This is a genomic window from Amycolatopsis sp. ATCC 39116 (assembly GCF_000231075.2).
In the GTDB taxonomy this organism is placed as follows: Bacteria; Actinomycetota; Actinomycetes; order Mycobacteriales; family Pseudonocardiaceae; genus Amycolatopsis_E; species Amycolatopsis_E tucumanensis.
Window position 1 is genome coordinate 1 of the sequence record NZ_AFWY03000043.1, and the last position, 16,175, is coordinate 16,175.

General features: G+C 71.8%; 12 protein-coding genes. 9 read left to right on the forward strand and 3 right to left on the reverse strand.

Going from position 1 to position 16,175, the window contains the following annotated elements; genetic code table 11:
* Positions 1 to 220: 220 nt before the first annotated feature.
* The 4 genes from AMY39116_RS0331095 (at position 221) to AMY39116_RS0331110 (ending at position 3,612) form a co-directional block, all read left to right on the forward strand.
* The gene (locus AMY39116_RS0331095; protein WP_235716254.1) at positions 221 to 634 is read left to right on the forward strand and encodes a pyridoxamine 5'-phosphate oxidase family protein; all 414 of its coding nucleotides are present in this window, start codon (positions 221 to 223) and stop codon (positions 632 to 634) included.
* Positions 635 to 650: 16 nt separating this feature from the next.
* Positions 651 to 2,162 (forward strand): GAF domain-containing protein, encoded by a 1,512-nt coding sequence (locus AMY39116_RS0331100; protein WP_020421514.1) that lies wholly within the window; start codon positions 651 to 653, stop codon positions 2,160 to 2,162.
* On the forward strand, positions 2,159 to 2,854 hold the full coding sequence (locus AMY39116_RS0331105; RefSeq protein ID WP_020421515.1) for a response regulator transcription factor: 696 nt from the start codon (positions 2,159 to 2,161) through the stop codon (positions 2,852 to 2,854). Before AMY39116_RS0331100 ends, AMY39116_RS0331105 begins: the two co-directional genes overlap by 4 nt.
* Positions 2,855 to 2,991: 137 nt before the next feature.
* Positions 2,992 to 3,612, forward strand: coding sequence for a VOC family protein (locus AMY39116_RS0331110; RefSeq protein ID WP_020421516.1), 621 nt, complete (start codon positions 2,992 to 2,994; stop codon positions 3,610 to 3,612).
* 370 nt (positions 3,613 to 3,982) lie between these two features.
* Here AMY39116_RS0331110 and AMY39116_RS0331115 read toward each other — a convergent pair whose 3' ends face one another.
* A complete protein-coding gene (locus AMY39116_RS0331115; protein ID WP_020421517.1) occupies positions 3,983 to 5,149 on the reverse strand; it encodes a kynureninase in 1,167 nt (388 codons plus the stop codon).
* Between the two features lie 132 nt (positions 5,150 to 5,281).
* Here AMY39116_RS0331115 and AMY39116_RS0331120 point away from each other — a divergent pair, with 132 nt between their 5' ends.
* The gene (locus AMY39116_RS0331120; RefSeq protein WP_020421518.1) at positions 5,282 to 7,069 is read left to right on the forward strand and encodes a long-chain fatty acid--CoA ligase; all 1,788 of its coding nucleotides are present in this window, start codon (positions 5,282 to 5,284) and stop codon (positions 7,067 to 7,069) included.
* 3 nt (positions 7,070 to 7,072) lie between these two features.
* Here the strand turns inward: AMY39116_RS0331120 and AMY39116_RS0331125 are convergent, their stop codons facing one another.
* Positions 7,073 to 7,966 carry an SDR family NAD(P)-dependent oxidoreductase gene (locus AMY39116_RS0331125; protein ID WP_020421519.1) on the reverse strand — a complete coding sequence of 298 codons (894 nt, stop codon included), beginning with the start codon at positions 7,964 to 7,966 and terminating at the stop codon, positions 7,073 to 7,075.
* A gap of 437 nt (positions 7,967 to 8,403) precedes the next feature.
* On the opposite strand from AMY39116_RS0331125, the gene AMY39116_RS0331130 reads away from it, so the two are divergent.
* Positions 8,404 to 9,597: an MFS transporter gene (locus AMY39116_RS0331130; RefSeq protein WP_020421520.1), complete on the forward strand. Its 1,194-nt coding sequence runs from the start codon at positions 8,404 to 8,406 to the stop codon at positions 9,595 to 9,597.
* 445 nt (positions 9,598 to 10,042) lie between these two features.
* Here the strand turns inward: AMY39116_RS0331130 and AMY39116_RS48180 are convergent, their stop codons facing one another.
* Positions 10,043 to 10,315 carry a hypothetical protein gene (locus AMY39116_RS48180; protein WP_354711842.1) on the reverse strand — a complete coding sequence of 91 codons (273 nt, stop codon included), beginning with the start codon at positions 10,313 to 10,315 and terminating at the stop codon, positions 10,043 to 10,045.
* Between AMY39116_RS48180 and AMY39116_RS43915 the strand changes: the two genes are divergently transcribed.
* The 3 genes from AMY39116_RS43915 to AMY39116_RS0331145 all read left to right on the forward strand — a co-directional run bounded on the left by AMY39116_RS43915 (position 10,212) and on the right by AMY39116_RS0331145 (position 16,129).
* A complete protein-coding gene (locus AMY39116_RS43915) occupies positions 10,212 to 11,441 on the forward strand; it encodes a GGDEF domain-containing protein (protein ID WP_369794369.1) in 1,230 nt (409 codons plus the stop codon). The two genes, AMY39116_RS48180 and AMY39116_RS43915, sit on opposite strands and share 104 nt — an antisense overlap.
* A gap of 652 nt (positions 11,442 to 12,093) precedes the next feature.
* Entirely contained in the window at positions 12,094 to 14,256 is a 2,163-nt protein-coding gene (locus tag AMY39116_RS0331140) for a phospholipase A2 (RefSeq protein ID WP_020421522.1), read from the forward strand.
* Between the two features lie 88 nt (positions 14,257 to 14,344).
* A complete protein-coding gene (locus AMY39116_RS0331145; protein WP_020421523.1) occupies positions 14,345 to 16,129 on the forward strand; it encodes an LCP family protein in 1,785 nt (594 codons plus the stop codon).
* Positions 16,130 to 16,175: the final 46 nt, after the last annotated feature.

Sequence of the window (16,175 nt, forward strand, 5' to 3'; positions counted from 1 at the left end):
TCGCCCCGCACCCCCAACCACAACCCCGGTCCCCACCCACCGCCGCGCCAACACCGCCGCCACAACCCGCGCCCACCCACCGCTCACCCCCACCCCCACCACAACCCCGCCCTCACCCACCCCCAGCCCAACCGGCCGCCGCGACCATCCCCAGCCGCCCCGGATCCCCCGGGTCCAATGGCCCTACCGGCCACCACCGGCCGGGGTGATCGTGGTGGCCGTGACGTTCCCCGCGCGCGAAAGACCGGTCGCTCCGATGCTCGATCCGTTCGGACTGGAAGTGCTGGGGCGGGAGCAATGCCTGGAGCTGCTCGCCACCGCCGGGATCGGGCGCGTCGTGTTCACCACGCGCGGTCTGCCCGCCGTCCAGCCGGTCCGGTTCGTGCTGGCGGACGACGCGGTCAACTTCGGCGCGCCGGCCGCCAGTCCGCTGTTCGTCGCCGCGCACGACGGGGTGGTCGCGTTCGAGGCGGACGCCTTCGCCCCGGACCTCGGGTCCGGCTGGTGGGTGACGGTGCTCGGCCGGGCCCGGGCCACCCGCGAACGCGCCAGGGCGTGGCCGGCGAGCACCGCCGATGACCGTTGGATCCGCATCCCGCTGGAAGTAGTCTCGGGTCGGCGGCTCGTGGGGTAGGGCTGCCGGAAGGGCAGTGGTGATCGGACCGGGCGTTCGCGGACTTGTCGAGGCCGTCGTCGGGGTCGCGGCTGACCTCAGCCTGCCCGAGATCCTGTCCAAGATCGTCACCAGCGCGTGCGGCCTCACCGGCGCCGCGCACGCCGTGATCCAGGTGCCGGACGCCGCGCCCGTGCGCACCGGCGACCCGGCCGCGCCCGGCTCGTCGCTGACGATGCCGCTGCACGCGCGTGGCGGGCGGTTCGGCGAGCTGCGGCTCACCGGCAAGGAGGGCGGGTTCACCGGCGCCGACCGGGAAGCCGTCGTCACGCTCGTCGCCGCGGCCGGCATGGCCATCGACAACGCCACCCTGTACGAGCGGACGCGCAGCCGCGAGCGCTGGTTGGAGGCTTCGCACGAGGTCACCGCGGCCCTGCTCACGGGCGAGGACCCGCAGCGCACGCTGCGCCTGATCGCCGAGCACGCCCGGGTGGTCGCGGGCGCCACGGCCGCCGCGGTCGCCGTCCCGCGCGAGGACGACCCCGGCACGCTGGTGTTCGAGGTCGTCGCCGCGGGCGAGGACGCCCCGCCCGGCCTGGCCGGGCTGACGGTGCCGGTCGACGGCACGGCGAGCGGTGCGGCGTTCCGCTCCGGTGAAGCGGTGGTCGTGCGCAACTACGGCCGCTACGCCGCCAAAGAGCAGGCCAAGGTCAACATCCGGATGCCGGATCAGATCACCGGGCTGGACTCGGCGGTCGCCGTGCCGTTGGTCGTCGGCGGGGAGACCCTGGGCGTGCTGCTGGTCGCGAAGTTCGGCGGCGCCGCGCCGTTCACCGACGACGAGGTCGGGCTGGCCCGCACGTTCGCCGGGCACGCGGCGCTGGCGATGGAGTTCGCCCGCGCCGAGGAGGACCGGCAGCGGCTCGCCGTGTTCACCGAACGCGACCGCATCGCCCGCGACCTGCACGACCTGGTCATCCAGCGGCTGTTCGCGACCGGGCTGGGGCTGGAGGCGCTGCGGCCGCTCGTCACGCAGCCCGAGGTCGCGGACCGGCTGACGGGTTTCGTGCAGGAGCTGGACCGCACCATACGCGAGATCCGCAACAGCATCTTCTCGCTGACCCAGCCCGACGAGGCCGCCGAAGGTGTGCGCGCGGAGCTGCTGCGGCTGGCGCAGGACTGCACCCCCGCGCTGGGGTTCACGCCCCGGCTGGGGTTCACCGGCCCGGTCGATTCGGCGGTGCCTGCCCCGGTGCGCGCCGATCTCACGGCGACGGTGCGGGAAGCGTTGTCGAACGTCGCCCGCCACGCGAAGGCGGACGCGGTGTCGGTGGAGGTGGCGGTGGACGTGGCCGGCCGGTCGCTGACGCTGACCGTCACCGACGACGGTGTCGGAATTCCGGACGAGCCCGGGCGGCGCAGCGGGCTGGTCAACTTGGGCGAGCGGGCGGCGCGGTGGCGTGGCAGTTGTTCGGTCGGCCGGAGTGGCGAGCGCGGGACGAAGCTCGTGTGGACGGCCGAGCTCAACGGCGCGGGGAGGGTGCGATGACGGTCTCGGTGTTCCTGCTCGACGACCACGAGCTGGTGCGGACGGGTTTGCGGACCGTGCTGGAGTCCGAAGGCGACATCCGGGTGGTCGGCGAGGCGAGCACCGTCGCCGAGGCCCTGCACCGGATTCCGCAGCTCACACCGGACGTGGCGATCCTCGACGTGCGCCTGCCGGACGGCGAAGGGATCGGGGTGTGCCGGGAGATCCGGTCGTCGGTGGATCCGGCGCCGGCGTGCCTGATGCTGACGTCGTACTCGGACGACGAGGCCCTGTTCGGGGCGATCATGGCTGGTGCCGCGGGATATCTGCTGAAGCAGGTGTCCGGGATGAACCTGGTGGACGCGGTGCGGCGGGTGGCGGCGGGCGCGTCCTTGCTGGACCCGGAGCTGACCGCCAAGGTGCTGAACCGGATGCGCGGCGAGGGTCAGGCGGATCCGGGGTACGCGCAGCTCAGCCCGCAGGAGCGGCGGGTGCTGGAGCTGATCGCGGACGGGCTGACCAACCGGCAGATCGGGGAGCACCTGCACCTGGCCGAGAAGACGGTCAAGAACTACGTGTCGTCGGTGCTGCACAAACTCGGCTTCGAGCGGCGTACCGAAGCCGCCGTGTACGCCACCCGGCGGCGTGACATTTCCCGTCGGCAAACAGGGCCATTGGACCCTGTTCGCGGCGCTCGTGATCGGCGAAGGTGAAGAGGTCAAAACAGAAGATTCTCGGCCGCGCCGGTCGCCGCGAGCTGAGATAACCGGCCGGAGCAGCGGCCTCCCACCCCTCCCGCTGCTCCGGTCAACTATTGTCTGTTGTGGACGGTGGGGGTAGGTTGCGCCGGATGGGGCTCACTGGGGCGGAGATCTCGGAAGCGGTGCACGACGCCGGCTGGCGGTACGTGCTGACGGGTTTGTCGACCGCGGTGGCGGTGCCGTCGGCGCGGGACGCGGGGGTTGTGGCGCAGCGGGTGCTGTCGGTGGCGGACGAGGTGGCGGTGGACATCCGGCCGGGTCGCGTGCGGCTGGTGCTCGCCCCGGTGACCGCGAGGGAGATCGACCTGGCCCGGCGCATCTCCGAGCTGGTGCGGGAGCTGGGACACGAGCCGTCGCCGGGGGACGCGCAGGTGCTGGAAATCGCGATCGACACGCTCGACGCTTCGCGGATCGCGCCGTTCTGGCGGGCGGTGATGGACTACGTCGACGGCCCGCGGCCGCCCGAGGTGGTCGACCCGCGGGGTCAGGGGCCGTCGATCTGGTTCCAGCAGATGGACGCCCCGCGCCCCCAGCGCAACCGGATCCACATCGACGTGTCGGTGCCGCACGACGAGGCGCAGCGCCGGATCGAAGCCGCGCTGGCCGCCGGGGGCGTCCTCCGATCCGCCGAGGCCGCCCCGGCATTCTGGGTACTGGCCGACGCCGAGGGAAACGAAGCGTGTGTGACGACCTGGCAGGGGCGGGACTAACGCTTCGGCGCCGCGCTGGCTTGTCCGCACTACCTCGCCGCGGCCAGCCTCGCCGGACTGCCTTGCTGCGGTGCCGACCCACCTGCGCGCCACGCTGCCTCACCGTGCTGCCGCGCGGCACTGCCACGCTGGCTTGCCGCACTGTCTCAGCTGCGATGCCGAGCCGCCTGCACGCCCAACCCGCACTCCGCACGCGCTTGAAAGGACCGTTCAACCGCCACGGCCCACCCAATCGCCCGTCGCACCTCGTTGAAATGCCCGTTCAACCCCGCACGACTGGGCACCTCACCGACCACCACGAATCACCCCGCCCAGAAAACCACCAACCACCCGCCGCGCAGAACCCCACCACCCAGACAACCCCAAACCCCTACCGCAACCCACTCAACTCCTCCGCCGCCCGCAGCACATCCGCGTACCGCACGTACAACCCGGCCAACCCGAACCGCAGGACTTCGGGCGGCCGGAAGTCCCCGATGACCCCGCGTGCGATCAGCTTCCCCATCGCTCCCTTGGCGTCCGGCCACGCGACCGACACCTGGTTCCCCCGCGCGTGCGACCGCGGCGTCACCACACGCGCGCCCGGCACCAGCGAGTCCAGGCACCGCAGGAAGAAGTCCCCCAGCGCGAGCCCCTTCGCGCGGACCTGGTCGATCATCACGTCGCGCCACACGTCCAGCGCGGCGTCCAGCGCCAGCATCGACAGGATGTCCGGCGTCCCGGTGCGGCCGCGGCTGATTCCCGCCCGCCCGGCATAGTCCGGAGTCATGCCGAACGGATCCGCATGCCCGGCCCACCCGGTCAGCGGCTGGTCGAAGTCGTCGAGCCACTTCCGCGCCACATAAAGGAACGCCGGCGCCCCGGGCCCGCCGTTGAGGAACTTGTACGTGCACCCCACCGCCAGGTCGACACCGGCGGCATCCAGCGGCACCGGCACCGCCCCCACCGAATGGCACAGGTCCCACACCACGACCGCGCCGGCCGCGTGCACCGCCGCCGTGATGCCCGGCAGGTCGTGCAGCTCCCCCGTCACGTAGTCGACGTGGTTGACCAGCACCACGGCCGTCCGCGGACCGACCTCCGACGCCAGCGTCCCGACCGGCACCCGCCGCACGGAGTGACCGGTCATGCGCGCCGCGCTTTCGGCGATGTAGCCGTCCGTGGGGAAAGTGCCCGCGTCGACCAGGATCTCCGGCCGTCCCGGGTTCAGCCGCGCCGCCGCGACCACCGCCTTGAACAGGTTCACCGTCGTCGAGTCGCCGACCACCACCTGGCCCGGCCCCGCCCCGATCAGCGGCGCGATGCGGTCGCCGATCCGCTCCGGCGCGTCCCACCAGCCTTCGTCCCAGGACCGGATCAGCCGCCCGGCCCACTGCTCGCCGACCACCTCCGCGAGCCGCGGCGCGACCCCGCGCGGCGGGGCGCCCAGTGAATTCCCGTCCAGATAGGACACGTCCGGGTCGAGATCGAACTCCGCCCGCTTGCCCGCCAGCGGGTCCAGCGCGTCGAGTTCGGCCGCTTCGTCTCGCAGCGACATCGTGTCCCTTTCTCTCTATCGCCCTGTGTTGGCGGTCACATAGGGTGGTGTCTCCGCCAGCTGATCACGAGGAGGTCGCAGTTGACCAGCCAACCGTCCGTCGCTGAGCAGGCCGAGGGCTTGACCATTCCCATGCTCCTCCGTCGCAACGCCGCGGAGTACGGCGACCTGCCGGCGCTCACGTCGCTGGACGACCCGGACCGCCCGACGCTGACCTGGTCGGCGTTCCGCGACGAGATCGCCGCGGTCTCCCGCGGCCTGGCCGACCTCGGCCTGCGCCGCGGTGAGCGGATGCTGATCATGGCGCCGAGCACCCCGGACCACCTGATCGCCGACCTCGCCGCCACGCACCTTGGCGCCATCTCGTGCACCGCGTACGCGACGCTGAGCCCGGAGCAGATCTCCTACGTCGCCCGCCACAGCGGCACCCCGATCGTGGTGCTCCAGGGCACCGACGAGCTCAAGCGCTGGCAGCAGGTCCTGCACGAGCTGCCCGCGCTGCGCCGCATCGTGATGATCGACGCGGACGCCGTCCCCGCAGGTGACGAGCGGTTCGTCAGCCTCGCCGAGCTGCGCGCCCGCGGCGCCGAACTGCACCAGGCCGACCCGCAGGCGTTCGAGGACAGCTGGGCGGACCTGCGCCCGGAGGACCCGATCGCGATGATCTACACGTCGGGCACCACCGGCGACCCGAAGGGCGTGGTGCTGTCCCACCACAACGTGATCTTCGAGGCCTACGCCGTGCACGCGCTGCACGAGTCGCCGATGCACCTGTCGAACATCGCGTACCTGCCCCTCGCGCACATCGCCGAGCGGGAGATCTCGATCTACATGCCGATCGTCTACGCCGGCCACGTGCACACGCTCGCCGATCCGACGCAGGTCGCCGGCGCGCTCGGCCGGGTCCACCCGCAGGGCTTCTTCGGCGTGCCGCGGGTGTGGGAGAAGATCGCCGCTGGGCTCAAGGCGATGCTGCCCAGCCTGCCCGAGGACCGGCGCGAAGCGCTGCTCTCCGCCAGCGACCTGCTGCAGCAGGGCTACAAGCTGCGCAACGCCGGCCAGGAGGTGCCCGCCGACCTCGCCGAGAAGATCGCCGAAGCCGACCGCACGGTGCTCGCCCCGGTGCGCGCGCTGCTCGGGTTCGACAAGCTGCACTTCTGCTCCAGCGGCGCGGCCGCGCTGCCGGTCGAGGTGCTGTACTTCCTCGCCGGGCTGGGTGTGGAGATCCACGAGGTGTGGGGCCTGTCGGAGACCTCCGGCGCGATCACGTCGAACTCGGCGAAGGCGTTCCGCGCCGGCAGCGTGGGTCGCGCGCTGGCCGACACCGAGATCAAGGTCGACGCCGACGGCGAGCTGCTGGTGCGCGGGCCCCTGGTGTTCATGGGCTACCTGCAGGAGGACGGCTCGATCGCCTCCGCGCTGGACGAGGACGGCTGGTTCCACACCGGTGACATCGGGACGATCGACGCCGACGGTTTCGTCACGATCACCGACCGCAAGAAGGAGCTGATCATCACCTCGGGCGGCAAGAACATCGCGCCGACCCGCATCGAGGGGCTGCTCAAGGAGCACCCGCTGATCGGCCAGGCGGTCGCGATCGGCAATGACAAGCCGTACGTGACGGCGCTGATCGTGGTCGACGACGAGTTCCTGCCGGCGTGGGCCGCGCAGCAGGGCATCGAGGGCAGCGACCCGGTGGTGCTGGCCGAGCACCCGGCCGTGCGGGAGGAGATCCAGCGCGCGGTCGAGGCGGCGAACGCGCGGCTGGCCCGCGTCGAGCAGATCAAGAAGTACCAGGTGCTGGCCAAGCCGTGGACACCGGAGAGCGGCGAGGTCACCCCGACGCTCAAGCTGAAGCGCCGGATCATCAACGACCGCTACGCGAACGACATCGCCGCCCTCTACACGGCGGACCAGTAGCGCCTAGGCCGAACGGAGAGGCGTGGTCCACTTGCGCAAGCGCGGTGGAACACGCTTCTCCAGGCCGTAGGGCTCCAGGTGGGCGCTGAACACCTCGTCGAAAGCCTGCCGCACCGTCTCGGTGTCCCACGTCTGCCGTTCGAGGATGGGCGCTTTCAGGTAGGGCTGCCCGACGATGTGCAGCTGCGGCCCGTTGCACCGCACGAGCTGCCCCGTGATGCCCTCCGCCTCGTCGCTCAGCAGGAACAGCACGACCGGCGCGATGCGGGACGGCGTCCGATCGGGGGGACAGTTGCGCAGCGAGCGCTCCGACTTCCAGACCATCCGGGTGTGGGCCAACGGGCAGACGGCGTTGACCCGGATGCCGGATTCCTCCAGATCGAGCGCCCAGGAGTAGGTGAGCGACGCCACCGCTCCTTTGCTCGCCGCGTACACGCCGAGCTTGCGCTGGCCGAGCGAGGCGCCGGAGGAGATGTTGACGATCGAGCCGCCGCGGCCTGCCGCGACCATGGCCTTCACGGCCGCGATCCCGGTGTACATCACGCCGAGGACGTTGACCTCGACCAGCTCCCGGACCTCGTCGAGGTCCTCCTCCCAGGGCAGCGCCTCGTAGTTGAGGCCGGCGTTGTTCACCAGTCCGTCGATCGCGCCGAACTCGGACACGCACAGGTCGACGATCGCCTGTGCCTGCGCCGGGTCGGCCACGCTGTGCCCGCTGGCCACCGCCCGCCCGCCGTGCGCGCGGATGTTCGCCGCGGTGCGTTCGGCCAGCTCGGCGTCGACGTCGTTGACCACGACCGCCGCGCCCGCCTGCGCGAGGTGCACCGCGAAGGCCTCGCCGAGGCCACGGCCGGCGCCGGTCACCACGACGGCCCGGTCCTGCATCAGCATGCTCATCGGTTCTCTCCCCACCGGCCAGTCCCCGAGCTCCAGCCCGTTCTCGGCTGTCTCCCTGGCCTGTGGTTCCAGTCTTCGCGCCGGGACTGCTCAACGGTGACCGCGCGCCGACGAACGGTCCGTCCACTGCGCTGAACGAGTGACGTCTGATCGGCCGGGCTTACCGCACCACGGGTCACGTGGCAGGGAAACTTCCACCGTTCGTCGTAACCCGAAGGTTAGAAGGTCTACGACCGTATGGGCCCAATGAGGAGATACGGTCGCGCTGTGACTGTTCGCCTGCGTGTAGTGAGCGGCATACTGATTGTTGCGGAATGTGTCACTTCGGTGATCGGCGTCACAGGAACCGGGCGGGCAGCGACAGAGTCAGTGAGCGCAGGCAGCCAGCCGACGAGGGGGAAGTGGGGAGAGGTGTGAAGACCACGACTCGCCCATCCATGGGTGCGGCGCTCGCCAACCGCGAGTTCCGCACCGTGTGGCTGGCCGAGGCCCAGTCGGTGCTCGGGGACCAGCTGACCACGGTCGCGCTGGCCCTCACCGTCTACCACCGCACCGGCTCGGCGCTGTGGTCCGCGGTCGCCTACGCCCTCACCTTCCTGCCCGCGCTGGCAGGCGGCCTCGGGCTGGCCCAGCTGGCCGACCGCTACCCGCGCCGCACGATCCTCGTGGTCACCGCGGCGCTGCAGGCGTTCTTCATCGCGATCATGGCCGTGCCGGGCATGCCGGTGGTGTGGTTGTGCGTGCTGGTCATGCTCGCGCGGCTGGCCGGCGCGCCGTCCAACGCCGCGCAGAACGCCCTGACCCGCGAGATCTTCACCGACGACGAGCTGTACCTGCGCAGCCAGGACATCCGCGGCATCACCACGAACACCACGATGCTGGCCGGGCTCGCGCTGGGCGGCGTGATCGTCACCGCCGCGGGCCCGTCGCTGGCGCTGGCCCTGGACGCGCTGACGTTCGCGATCAGCGCGGTGGCCCTGCACCACTGGGTGCGCCCGCGCCCGGCCGCGGGCGACGGCGACGGCTCCTGGTTCGGCGCCATCAGCTGGGTCGCCTCCCAGCGCAGGCTGCGCGTGCTGCTCGGCCTGTCCTGGCTGGTCGGGCTCGCCATGGTGCCGGCAGGCCTGGCCGCCCCGCTGGCGCGCGAGATCGGCGCCCCCGACCAGGCCGTCGGGTGGCTGCTGGCCGCGGACCCGCTGGGGTTCGCGCTGGGCGTGTTCGTCCTGTCCCGCTACGTCTCGGCCTCGGCCCGCCGCCGCACGGTCGGCGTGCTCGCGGTCGTGCCGACGGCACTGCTGCTCGCGTTCGGGCTGCGCCCGGACCTGGTGCTCGCCCTGGTCGTCCTCGCGCTGGCCGGCGCGACGGGCGCGTACATCATCACCGTCGGGGCCACGTTCATCACGTGGGTGCCCAACGAGCTCCGCGGTGGCGCGGGCGGGCTGTACCGGACCGGCCTGCGGGTCGCGCAGGGCGTCGGGGTCGCGCTCGGCGGCGTGCTCGCGCAGTGGTCCGGCGCGGCGACCACGGCGATCATGATCGCGGGCGCGGCCGGGGTGGTCCTCGGTGTACCCCTCGCGGTGGCGTGGGGCCGGGTGCTCGGCACGGACAGCGATGCGACCCGCACCGGCTGACGGCAGCGGCGGCTGCATTCGGAAGATCAGAAGTCACGGTCGCGCACGACGATTCACCTCACGTTATTCGGGCGGAAACAAACACAAATCGAGGGCACCTCAGAAGTCGCGGTCGCGCACGACGAACACCTCTCCCACGGGAACGAAAACGAGCGCTATTCAGACCAGGGGATCAGAAGTCGCGGTCAGACACGAGGAACACCTCCATTCGGTGCCTGTGGCCGGGACGCGTCACGTTCGCGCGGCCGCTCGTGGCGGCGGTACGCGACGCTTCGCGTGCGGTGAGATGATACCTGTTGATGGAAAGTACCCGGCGTCGTTCCGGGCACAGCAAAGTTACCCGGCGGCGGTACGCGATGTCGAGGGAAGGTGAGCCGATGCCTCCGCACCACGCGCGTCGGCGATCGCCTACACTCCACGGCGATCCGGACCTCAGGGAGGGCGTTCAGTCCATCGAGGAGCGAAATTCGGTACCCCGCCAAGCCGCGCCCGAGAGGGCGGAGGCGAACACAAAGCGTGATGCGTCGAGCACGCGCCGCGCCATGTTGCCGCGGAATTGGGCATTGTGGCGGCGGCCGAAGCGTTTCATCGTTTTCCTGCTCGTCACCGAACTGATTGCGGTCGCGTGGCTGGTCGTCGCATTCGTGAACGCGAGCCCGCCGAGCGGTCTCGATTGGCTGCGCTTCGCGATTCTCACCGTGGGCGCGACGGCGCACATTCAACTGACCCGGCGGCAGGAAGAACGTCGGCGAAATGCGGGCGGCCGGGTCCTGATCGACCTGACCGCGGTCTGGGTGGTGCCTGCCGCGATTATTCTCCCGGTGCCGTTGACGATCTTGGTCGTCGGCCTGGTCCGGGTGCAGCGCTGGTTCGTCGCGCGGCGGCCTGCGCACAACTTCGTGTACTCCACGGTGGCCCACATGCTGGCGGCGACGCTCGCCCACCAGGTCTACGTCGAGCTGGGTCCGCACGACTGGGGTTCGCTGGACGTCGCGGGCTCGCTCACCGAGTTCGGCTGGATGCTGGTGGCCGGGCTCATCTACGAGGGCGTGCAGATCCTCTACGTCGGATCCGTGATCGCGCTGGCCGCGCCGGAGAAGGCGAACGCGCGGACGGTGCTGGGCAGCCCGGCGGACAACGTGCTGGAGGCGATCACGATCGGCCTCGGCGCGGTGACGGCGATCCTGCTGGTGATCATGCCGCCGACGGTCGCGATCATGGCCGTGGTGACGGTGGTCTTCAACCGGCTCGCCGAGATCGAGCAGCTGCAGGCCGACGTGCGGACCGACCCGAAGACGCAGGTCGCGAACATGCGCGGCTGGACCGAGTCGGCCGAGCGGGCCCTGAACAGGGCGACGAAGGCGGCCGATCCGCTGGCCATCCTGATGATCGACCTGGACCACTTTAAGTGGATCAACGACACGTACGGCCACCCCGCGGGCGACGACGTGCTGCGGAACCTGGCGCAGCTGCTGGACGAGGTGACCCGCCCGAGCGACGTCGTGGGCCGCTTCGGTGGTGAGGAGTTCCTGGTGCTGCTGCCGGACACGGACCAGGCGGCGGCGACGGTCGCCGGGGAGCGCATCCGCTCGGCGGTGGCCGGACTGCAGATCAGGACGACCAACAAGCGCGGTGACCAGACGCTGGTGTCGGAGCGGACGGCCTCGATCGGGGTCGCGGTGTTCCCCGACCACGGCGACACCCTGCCGACGCTGATGCAGGCCGCGGACGCGGCCGTCTACGAGGCGAAGGAGGGCGGCCGCAACCAGGTCCGGATAGCCCGTGCCGCCCGCGATTCCGCGCTGACGCAACCCCCGCGCGAAGCCAAGCACATCACGCACTGAGCGATTGACGGGCGGCCCGGCGAAAGCCCTTCTCGCGCCCGCCGACTTGCACGCGCCCCCGCGCCAAGCGATTTCCGCCACGCCAGGGTGCAATTCACCCCGGCCACGCACGGCCACCTCAGACCACGCGCGCCGCCACGTCGATTCCCGCCACCGGAGCCCATTGCGGTCTGGCACCCCCGAGAAACCAGCACCGGCGCGGGCGACCGCCGTCATGGCAATTCCGAAGCCCCTCCCACACGGCACCCTCGAGACACGACCCCAACCACGCGGGCCCATCGCTACGGCGATTCCCACTACTGCGCGCCCGGCGCCCGGGCTCCCGTCCCCGACCCGCGCGACGGCATCGCCGAGACTCGACCACCGGCCACGCGACCAGCACAGCGATCCCCACCACGTCGCCCCGCCCTCCACGAGCGGCCCACTCACCCACCCACGACCGGCCCGCCCACAACCCCACGAAAGACCCACTGCACACCGAGAACGCCCCCATCCCCAGAGCACCCGCCCCCACCAGGGCGTTCGCCCTACCCCGGCCCCCCGACTCCTAAACCTCCCACCCCTCACCCACTAGAGTGGCGCACTCCGGAATCCACGATCAGGGAATTCCCTGGTGGCCGCAGAGGCCGCTCCCCTGCCACTCTGGGAGGCGATGATCACCCCAGCGACCTTCACCGACCACCCGCCACCCGGGCAGGCCACCACACCGGTGCCCCGGGTGCGCCGCCGCCTGGCCACCTCCGCCTGGCTGCTGGTGCTGTCGCTGGCCGTCGTCACCTTCGGGTTCGTCGCGTCACGGCCGGCCTCCCCGCCGGACGCCGGGCCGCCCACCGGCGGCGCCCTGGCCGCCCAGCAGGCCATCGAGGCGCTCGTCCACCCCGGCCCGCAGGCGACCGCGCTCGACCTCCTGCCCGCCGACTTCACCCAGGTCACCGGCGTCGTGCCGGGCCAGATGCAGGCGCGGGACGGCACGGTCCGCGCGGTGCACGTCGACGGCGGCTGCTCGACCCCGTGGGGCGACGACAACACGAAGTGGGACTACGCGGTCCCGTGCAAGGCACACGACCTGGGCTACGACCTCCTCCGCTACGCCGCCGCGGTCGGCCACCCCCTCGGCCAGGACGTCCGCGAGGCGCTGGACCAGCGCCTGTCCGACGACATGCACGCGGCCTGCGTCATCAACCCGATGGACTCGCCACGCACGTGCCGCGTCGTCGCGAGCCTCTACTCCGCCGGGCTCGTCGTGAACTCCTGGCACCAGCGCTGGGGCCCGCCGGTCGGCGACCCGATCGGCCCGCTGCTGGCAGGCGTCGCCGTGATCGGGTGCCTGTTGATCTTCCGGCTCCGCGGCTGGCTGCAGCACCGGCACGCCCGCGTCGCCACGCCCCCGCCGCCGGCCGCCACGAGGCCGCCTGCGCCGCTGTCCCCGTGGGTGACCCTCGGCGTGGGCAGCCTGGTGCTGCTGATCCTCGGGGAATCGGCCATCGCGCTGGCGCGGTGGGCCGGCGTGGGCGCGGACTGGCTGTGGCCGCTCACGTGGGTGGCTCAACTCGCCCCGGTGTTCTTCTTCGCCGGCGGCCGCGCCAACGCGGCGGGCTGGCGCGCCACCAGGGACAGCGGCGGCGGGTACCGCCAGTACCTCGCCCACCGCGCGAGCTGGCTGCTGCGCCCGGCCCTGATCTTCGTCGTGGTGGCGCTGCTCGTCCCGCTGGCGCTCGAACTGCTCGGCATCCCCGAGGGCACGAACGCCGCGATCATGCGCATCGCCCTGCACCCGCTGTGGCTGCTGGGCATCTACCTGCTCACGGTGGTGGCGACCCCGCTGATGCTCGCCCTGCACCGGCGCGCCGCGGCGGCCTCGGTCGCCGGCCTCCTCGCCTTCGTCGTGCTGGCCGAGATGGCGGCACGGGCCATCGGCTCGCCCATCCCGCGCTACCTGGCGGCCTTCGGCCTCGCGCTGCTCGCCCAGCAGGTCGCGTTCGGGCGGATCCGCACGTCCAACCGGCTGCTCCTGGTCGGTGTCACGGCCGCGGGGGTCACCGGTCTCGCCCTGCTCACCACGGTCGGCGGGCTCAGCCGCGACCTGCTCGGCGCGCCGGGCGCGCCGCCCGCGTTGTCCGGGCCCACCCTGCCGGTCCTGCTGCTCGGCGCCGCCCAGATCGGCCTGCTGGGCCTGGCCGCGAAACCGCTCGCCCGGCTGACCACCCGGTGCGCCGCCCTCGCCCGACTGGCGATGCGCGCGCCGATGAGCCTGTACTTGGGCTTCCTCGCCGCGATGCTGCTCGTCGTCGCGCTGGTCTACCTGCCGGACCACCCGGCAGCGATCTTCGGCTGGGTCCGCGACCCGCGCACGTGGTTCGCGCTGGCGCTGCTCGCGGTCCCCGCGCTGATGGTCTTCTGGTGGTTCGAGCGCCACCCGCGGGAGACGGCTGTCCCGGTCGCCGACCACCCGGCCTCCGACGGCTGGCTCGCCCACGCGGCGACCATGCTCGGAATCGGGTTCGCCGTGGTCGGGCTGTTCGGGTTCGCGCTGACCCGGTTCGGCGGTGACGACGGCTCGATCATGGGACTGCCGGTCGACCCGATCCAGAACCTTATCCAGCTGCTGATCGGGGTATTCCTCCTGCACACGGTGCGGACAGGGCTCAGCGGCGCGCGCAGCACGTGGGTCGTCACGGGGGTCGCGTGCGTTCCGGCGCTGCTGTCGGCGGCCGATCCCGTGACGATGGCGGTGCACGGCGTGACGGCCCTGATCGCACTGGCGGCGGTGGCCAGCACGCTCGTATCCACCAAGGCGGTGGCGCAAAACACGTAACCGAGTGTTGTGAACCACTTCCGGTTGGCCGTATGCGACGCTACGGCCGAGTAGGTGAACGATAGCGGCGACGAAAGGAGCACCTGGCGTGGACGACCCGCGGAACGATCGTGGGACCGGCCGGCCCGCACGGCCGCGACCGCGCCAGATCGACGCCCGCTACGAAGGCCCGGTCCGGCGCACGCCGGCGGACCGAGCCGGTCGCTCCTCCGCCGACCGCATCCCGCCCGAACGGGTGGGCCGCACCCCGGCCGACCGCGCCGGGCGCACCTCCGCGGGCCGCCCGGCCGTCGACCGCGCAGGTAAACCGGCGGGCAACCGCACCTCGGCAGGCCGCCCACCTGCCGGCCGCGCCGCACGGGGGCCGGCGCCCCGCGACCGGGCCGCGCCCGCCCAGATCCGCCGCCGTCCGCCGCCACCGCCGCCGAGGCGCTCGTCGCGCCGGGGCGCGAAGGTCGCCGTGGGGCTGGTGTCCCTGCTGGTCATGAGCCTCACCGGCTACGCGTGGGCGGCGATGCAGGGCCTGGTCAACGGCCTCACCACCACGGACGTGATCGACGCGAACCAGCCCGCCGACGGGGCCCGCGACATCCTCCTGGTCGGCATGGACAGCCGCACCGACGCGCAGGGCAACCCGCTGCCGGCGGACCTCCTCGCCCAGCTCCGCGCCGGTGTCGCGGACGGCGAGGAGAACACCGACACGCTGATCATGGTCCACATCCCCAACGACGGCAGCAAGGCCGTCGCGGTCTCGCTGCCCCGCGACTCCTACGTCAACATCCCCGGCTTCGGCAAGCACAAGATCAACTCCGCGTACGCCCGCGCGAAGGCCGCGGAACGCCGGAAACTGCAGGAAGAGGGCGAGACCGACGCCAAGTCCATCGAGGTGCAGTCCAACCAGGCCGGGGCCAAGACCCTCATCCAGACCGTCGAGCAGCTGACCGGCTCGACGATCGACAACTACGCCTCGGTCAACCTGCTCGGCTTCTCCGAGATCACCAAGGCCATCGGCGGCGTGGACGTGTGCCTGAAGGAGAACGTCAACGACCCGTACTCGGGCGCGAAGTTCACCAAGGGGCAGCACACGATCTCCGGTGTCGAGGCGCTCGAGTTCGTCCGGCAGCGGCACGGTCTTCCGCGCGGCGACCTCGACCGGGTCGTGCGTCAGCAGGTGTTCATGGCCGGGATGGCGCGCAAGGTGCTGTCGGCAGGCACCCTCGCCGATCCGGGCAAGCTGAACAGCCTCACCGACGCGGTCAAGAAGTCCGTGGTGCTCAACCAGGGCTGGGACATCCTCGGGTTCGCCCAGCAGATGAAGGGTCTCACCGGCGGGCAGCTGGAGTTCCGCACCATCCCGGTGGTCAACATGGACTACAGCACCCCGGATGACGGGCAGGCCATCCAGGTCGACCCGAACCAGATCCGGGAGTTCGTCCAGGGCCTGACCGCCCCGGCCCAGTCCGCACAGCCCGCCGAGACCGGTCCGGCCAAGTCGGCGACCACTGTGGACGTCCGAAACGGAACCGGCCGCGAGGGGCTCGCGTCCACGGTCCTGCAGAGCCTCACGGGCAAGGGCTTCACCGGCGGCCAGACCTCGAACACCACCTCGCGCAAGTCGACCGTGGTCCGCTACCCGGCAGGCGGCCAGGAGGCGGCCCAGCAGGTCGCCGACGCACTCGGCTCGGGCGCGACGATCGAGCAGGACCCGACCGTGACCAAGGGGCATGTCGTCGTGCTCGTCGGCAGCGACTACTCGACGTCCCCGTCGCGCGTGGTCCAGCAGGCGGCCGCCGCACCGCCCGCGAGCACCCAGGCCCCTGCGCCGGGCAGCGACGAGCCGATCACCGCCAACGGCATCACCTGCGTCAACTGACCACACCGTCCAGCCCACCCCGGGTTAGCCCGATCGGCCTAATAAC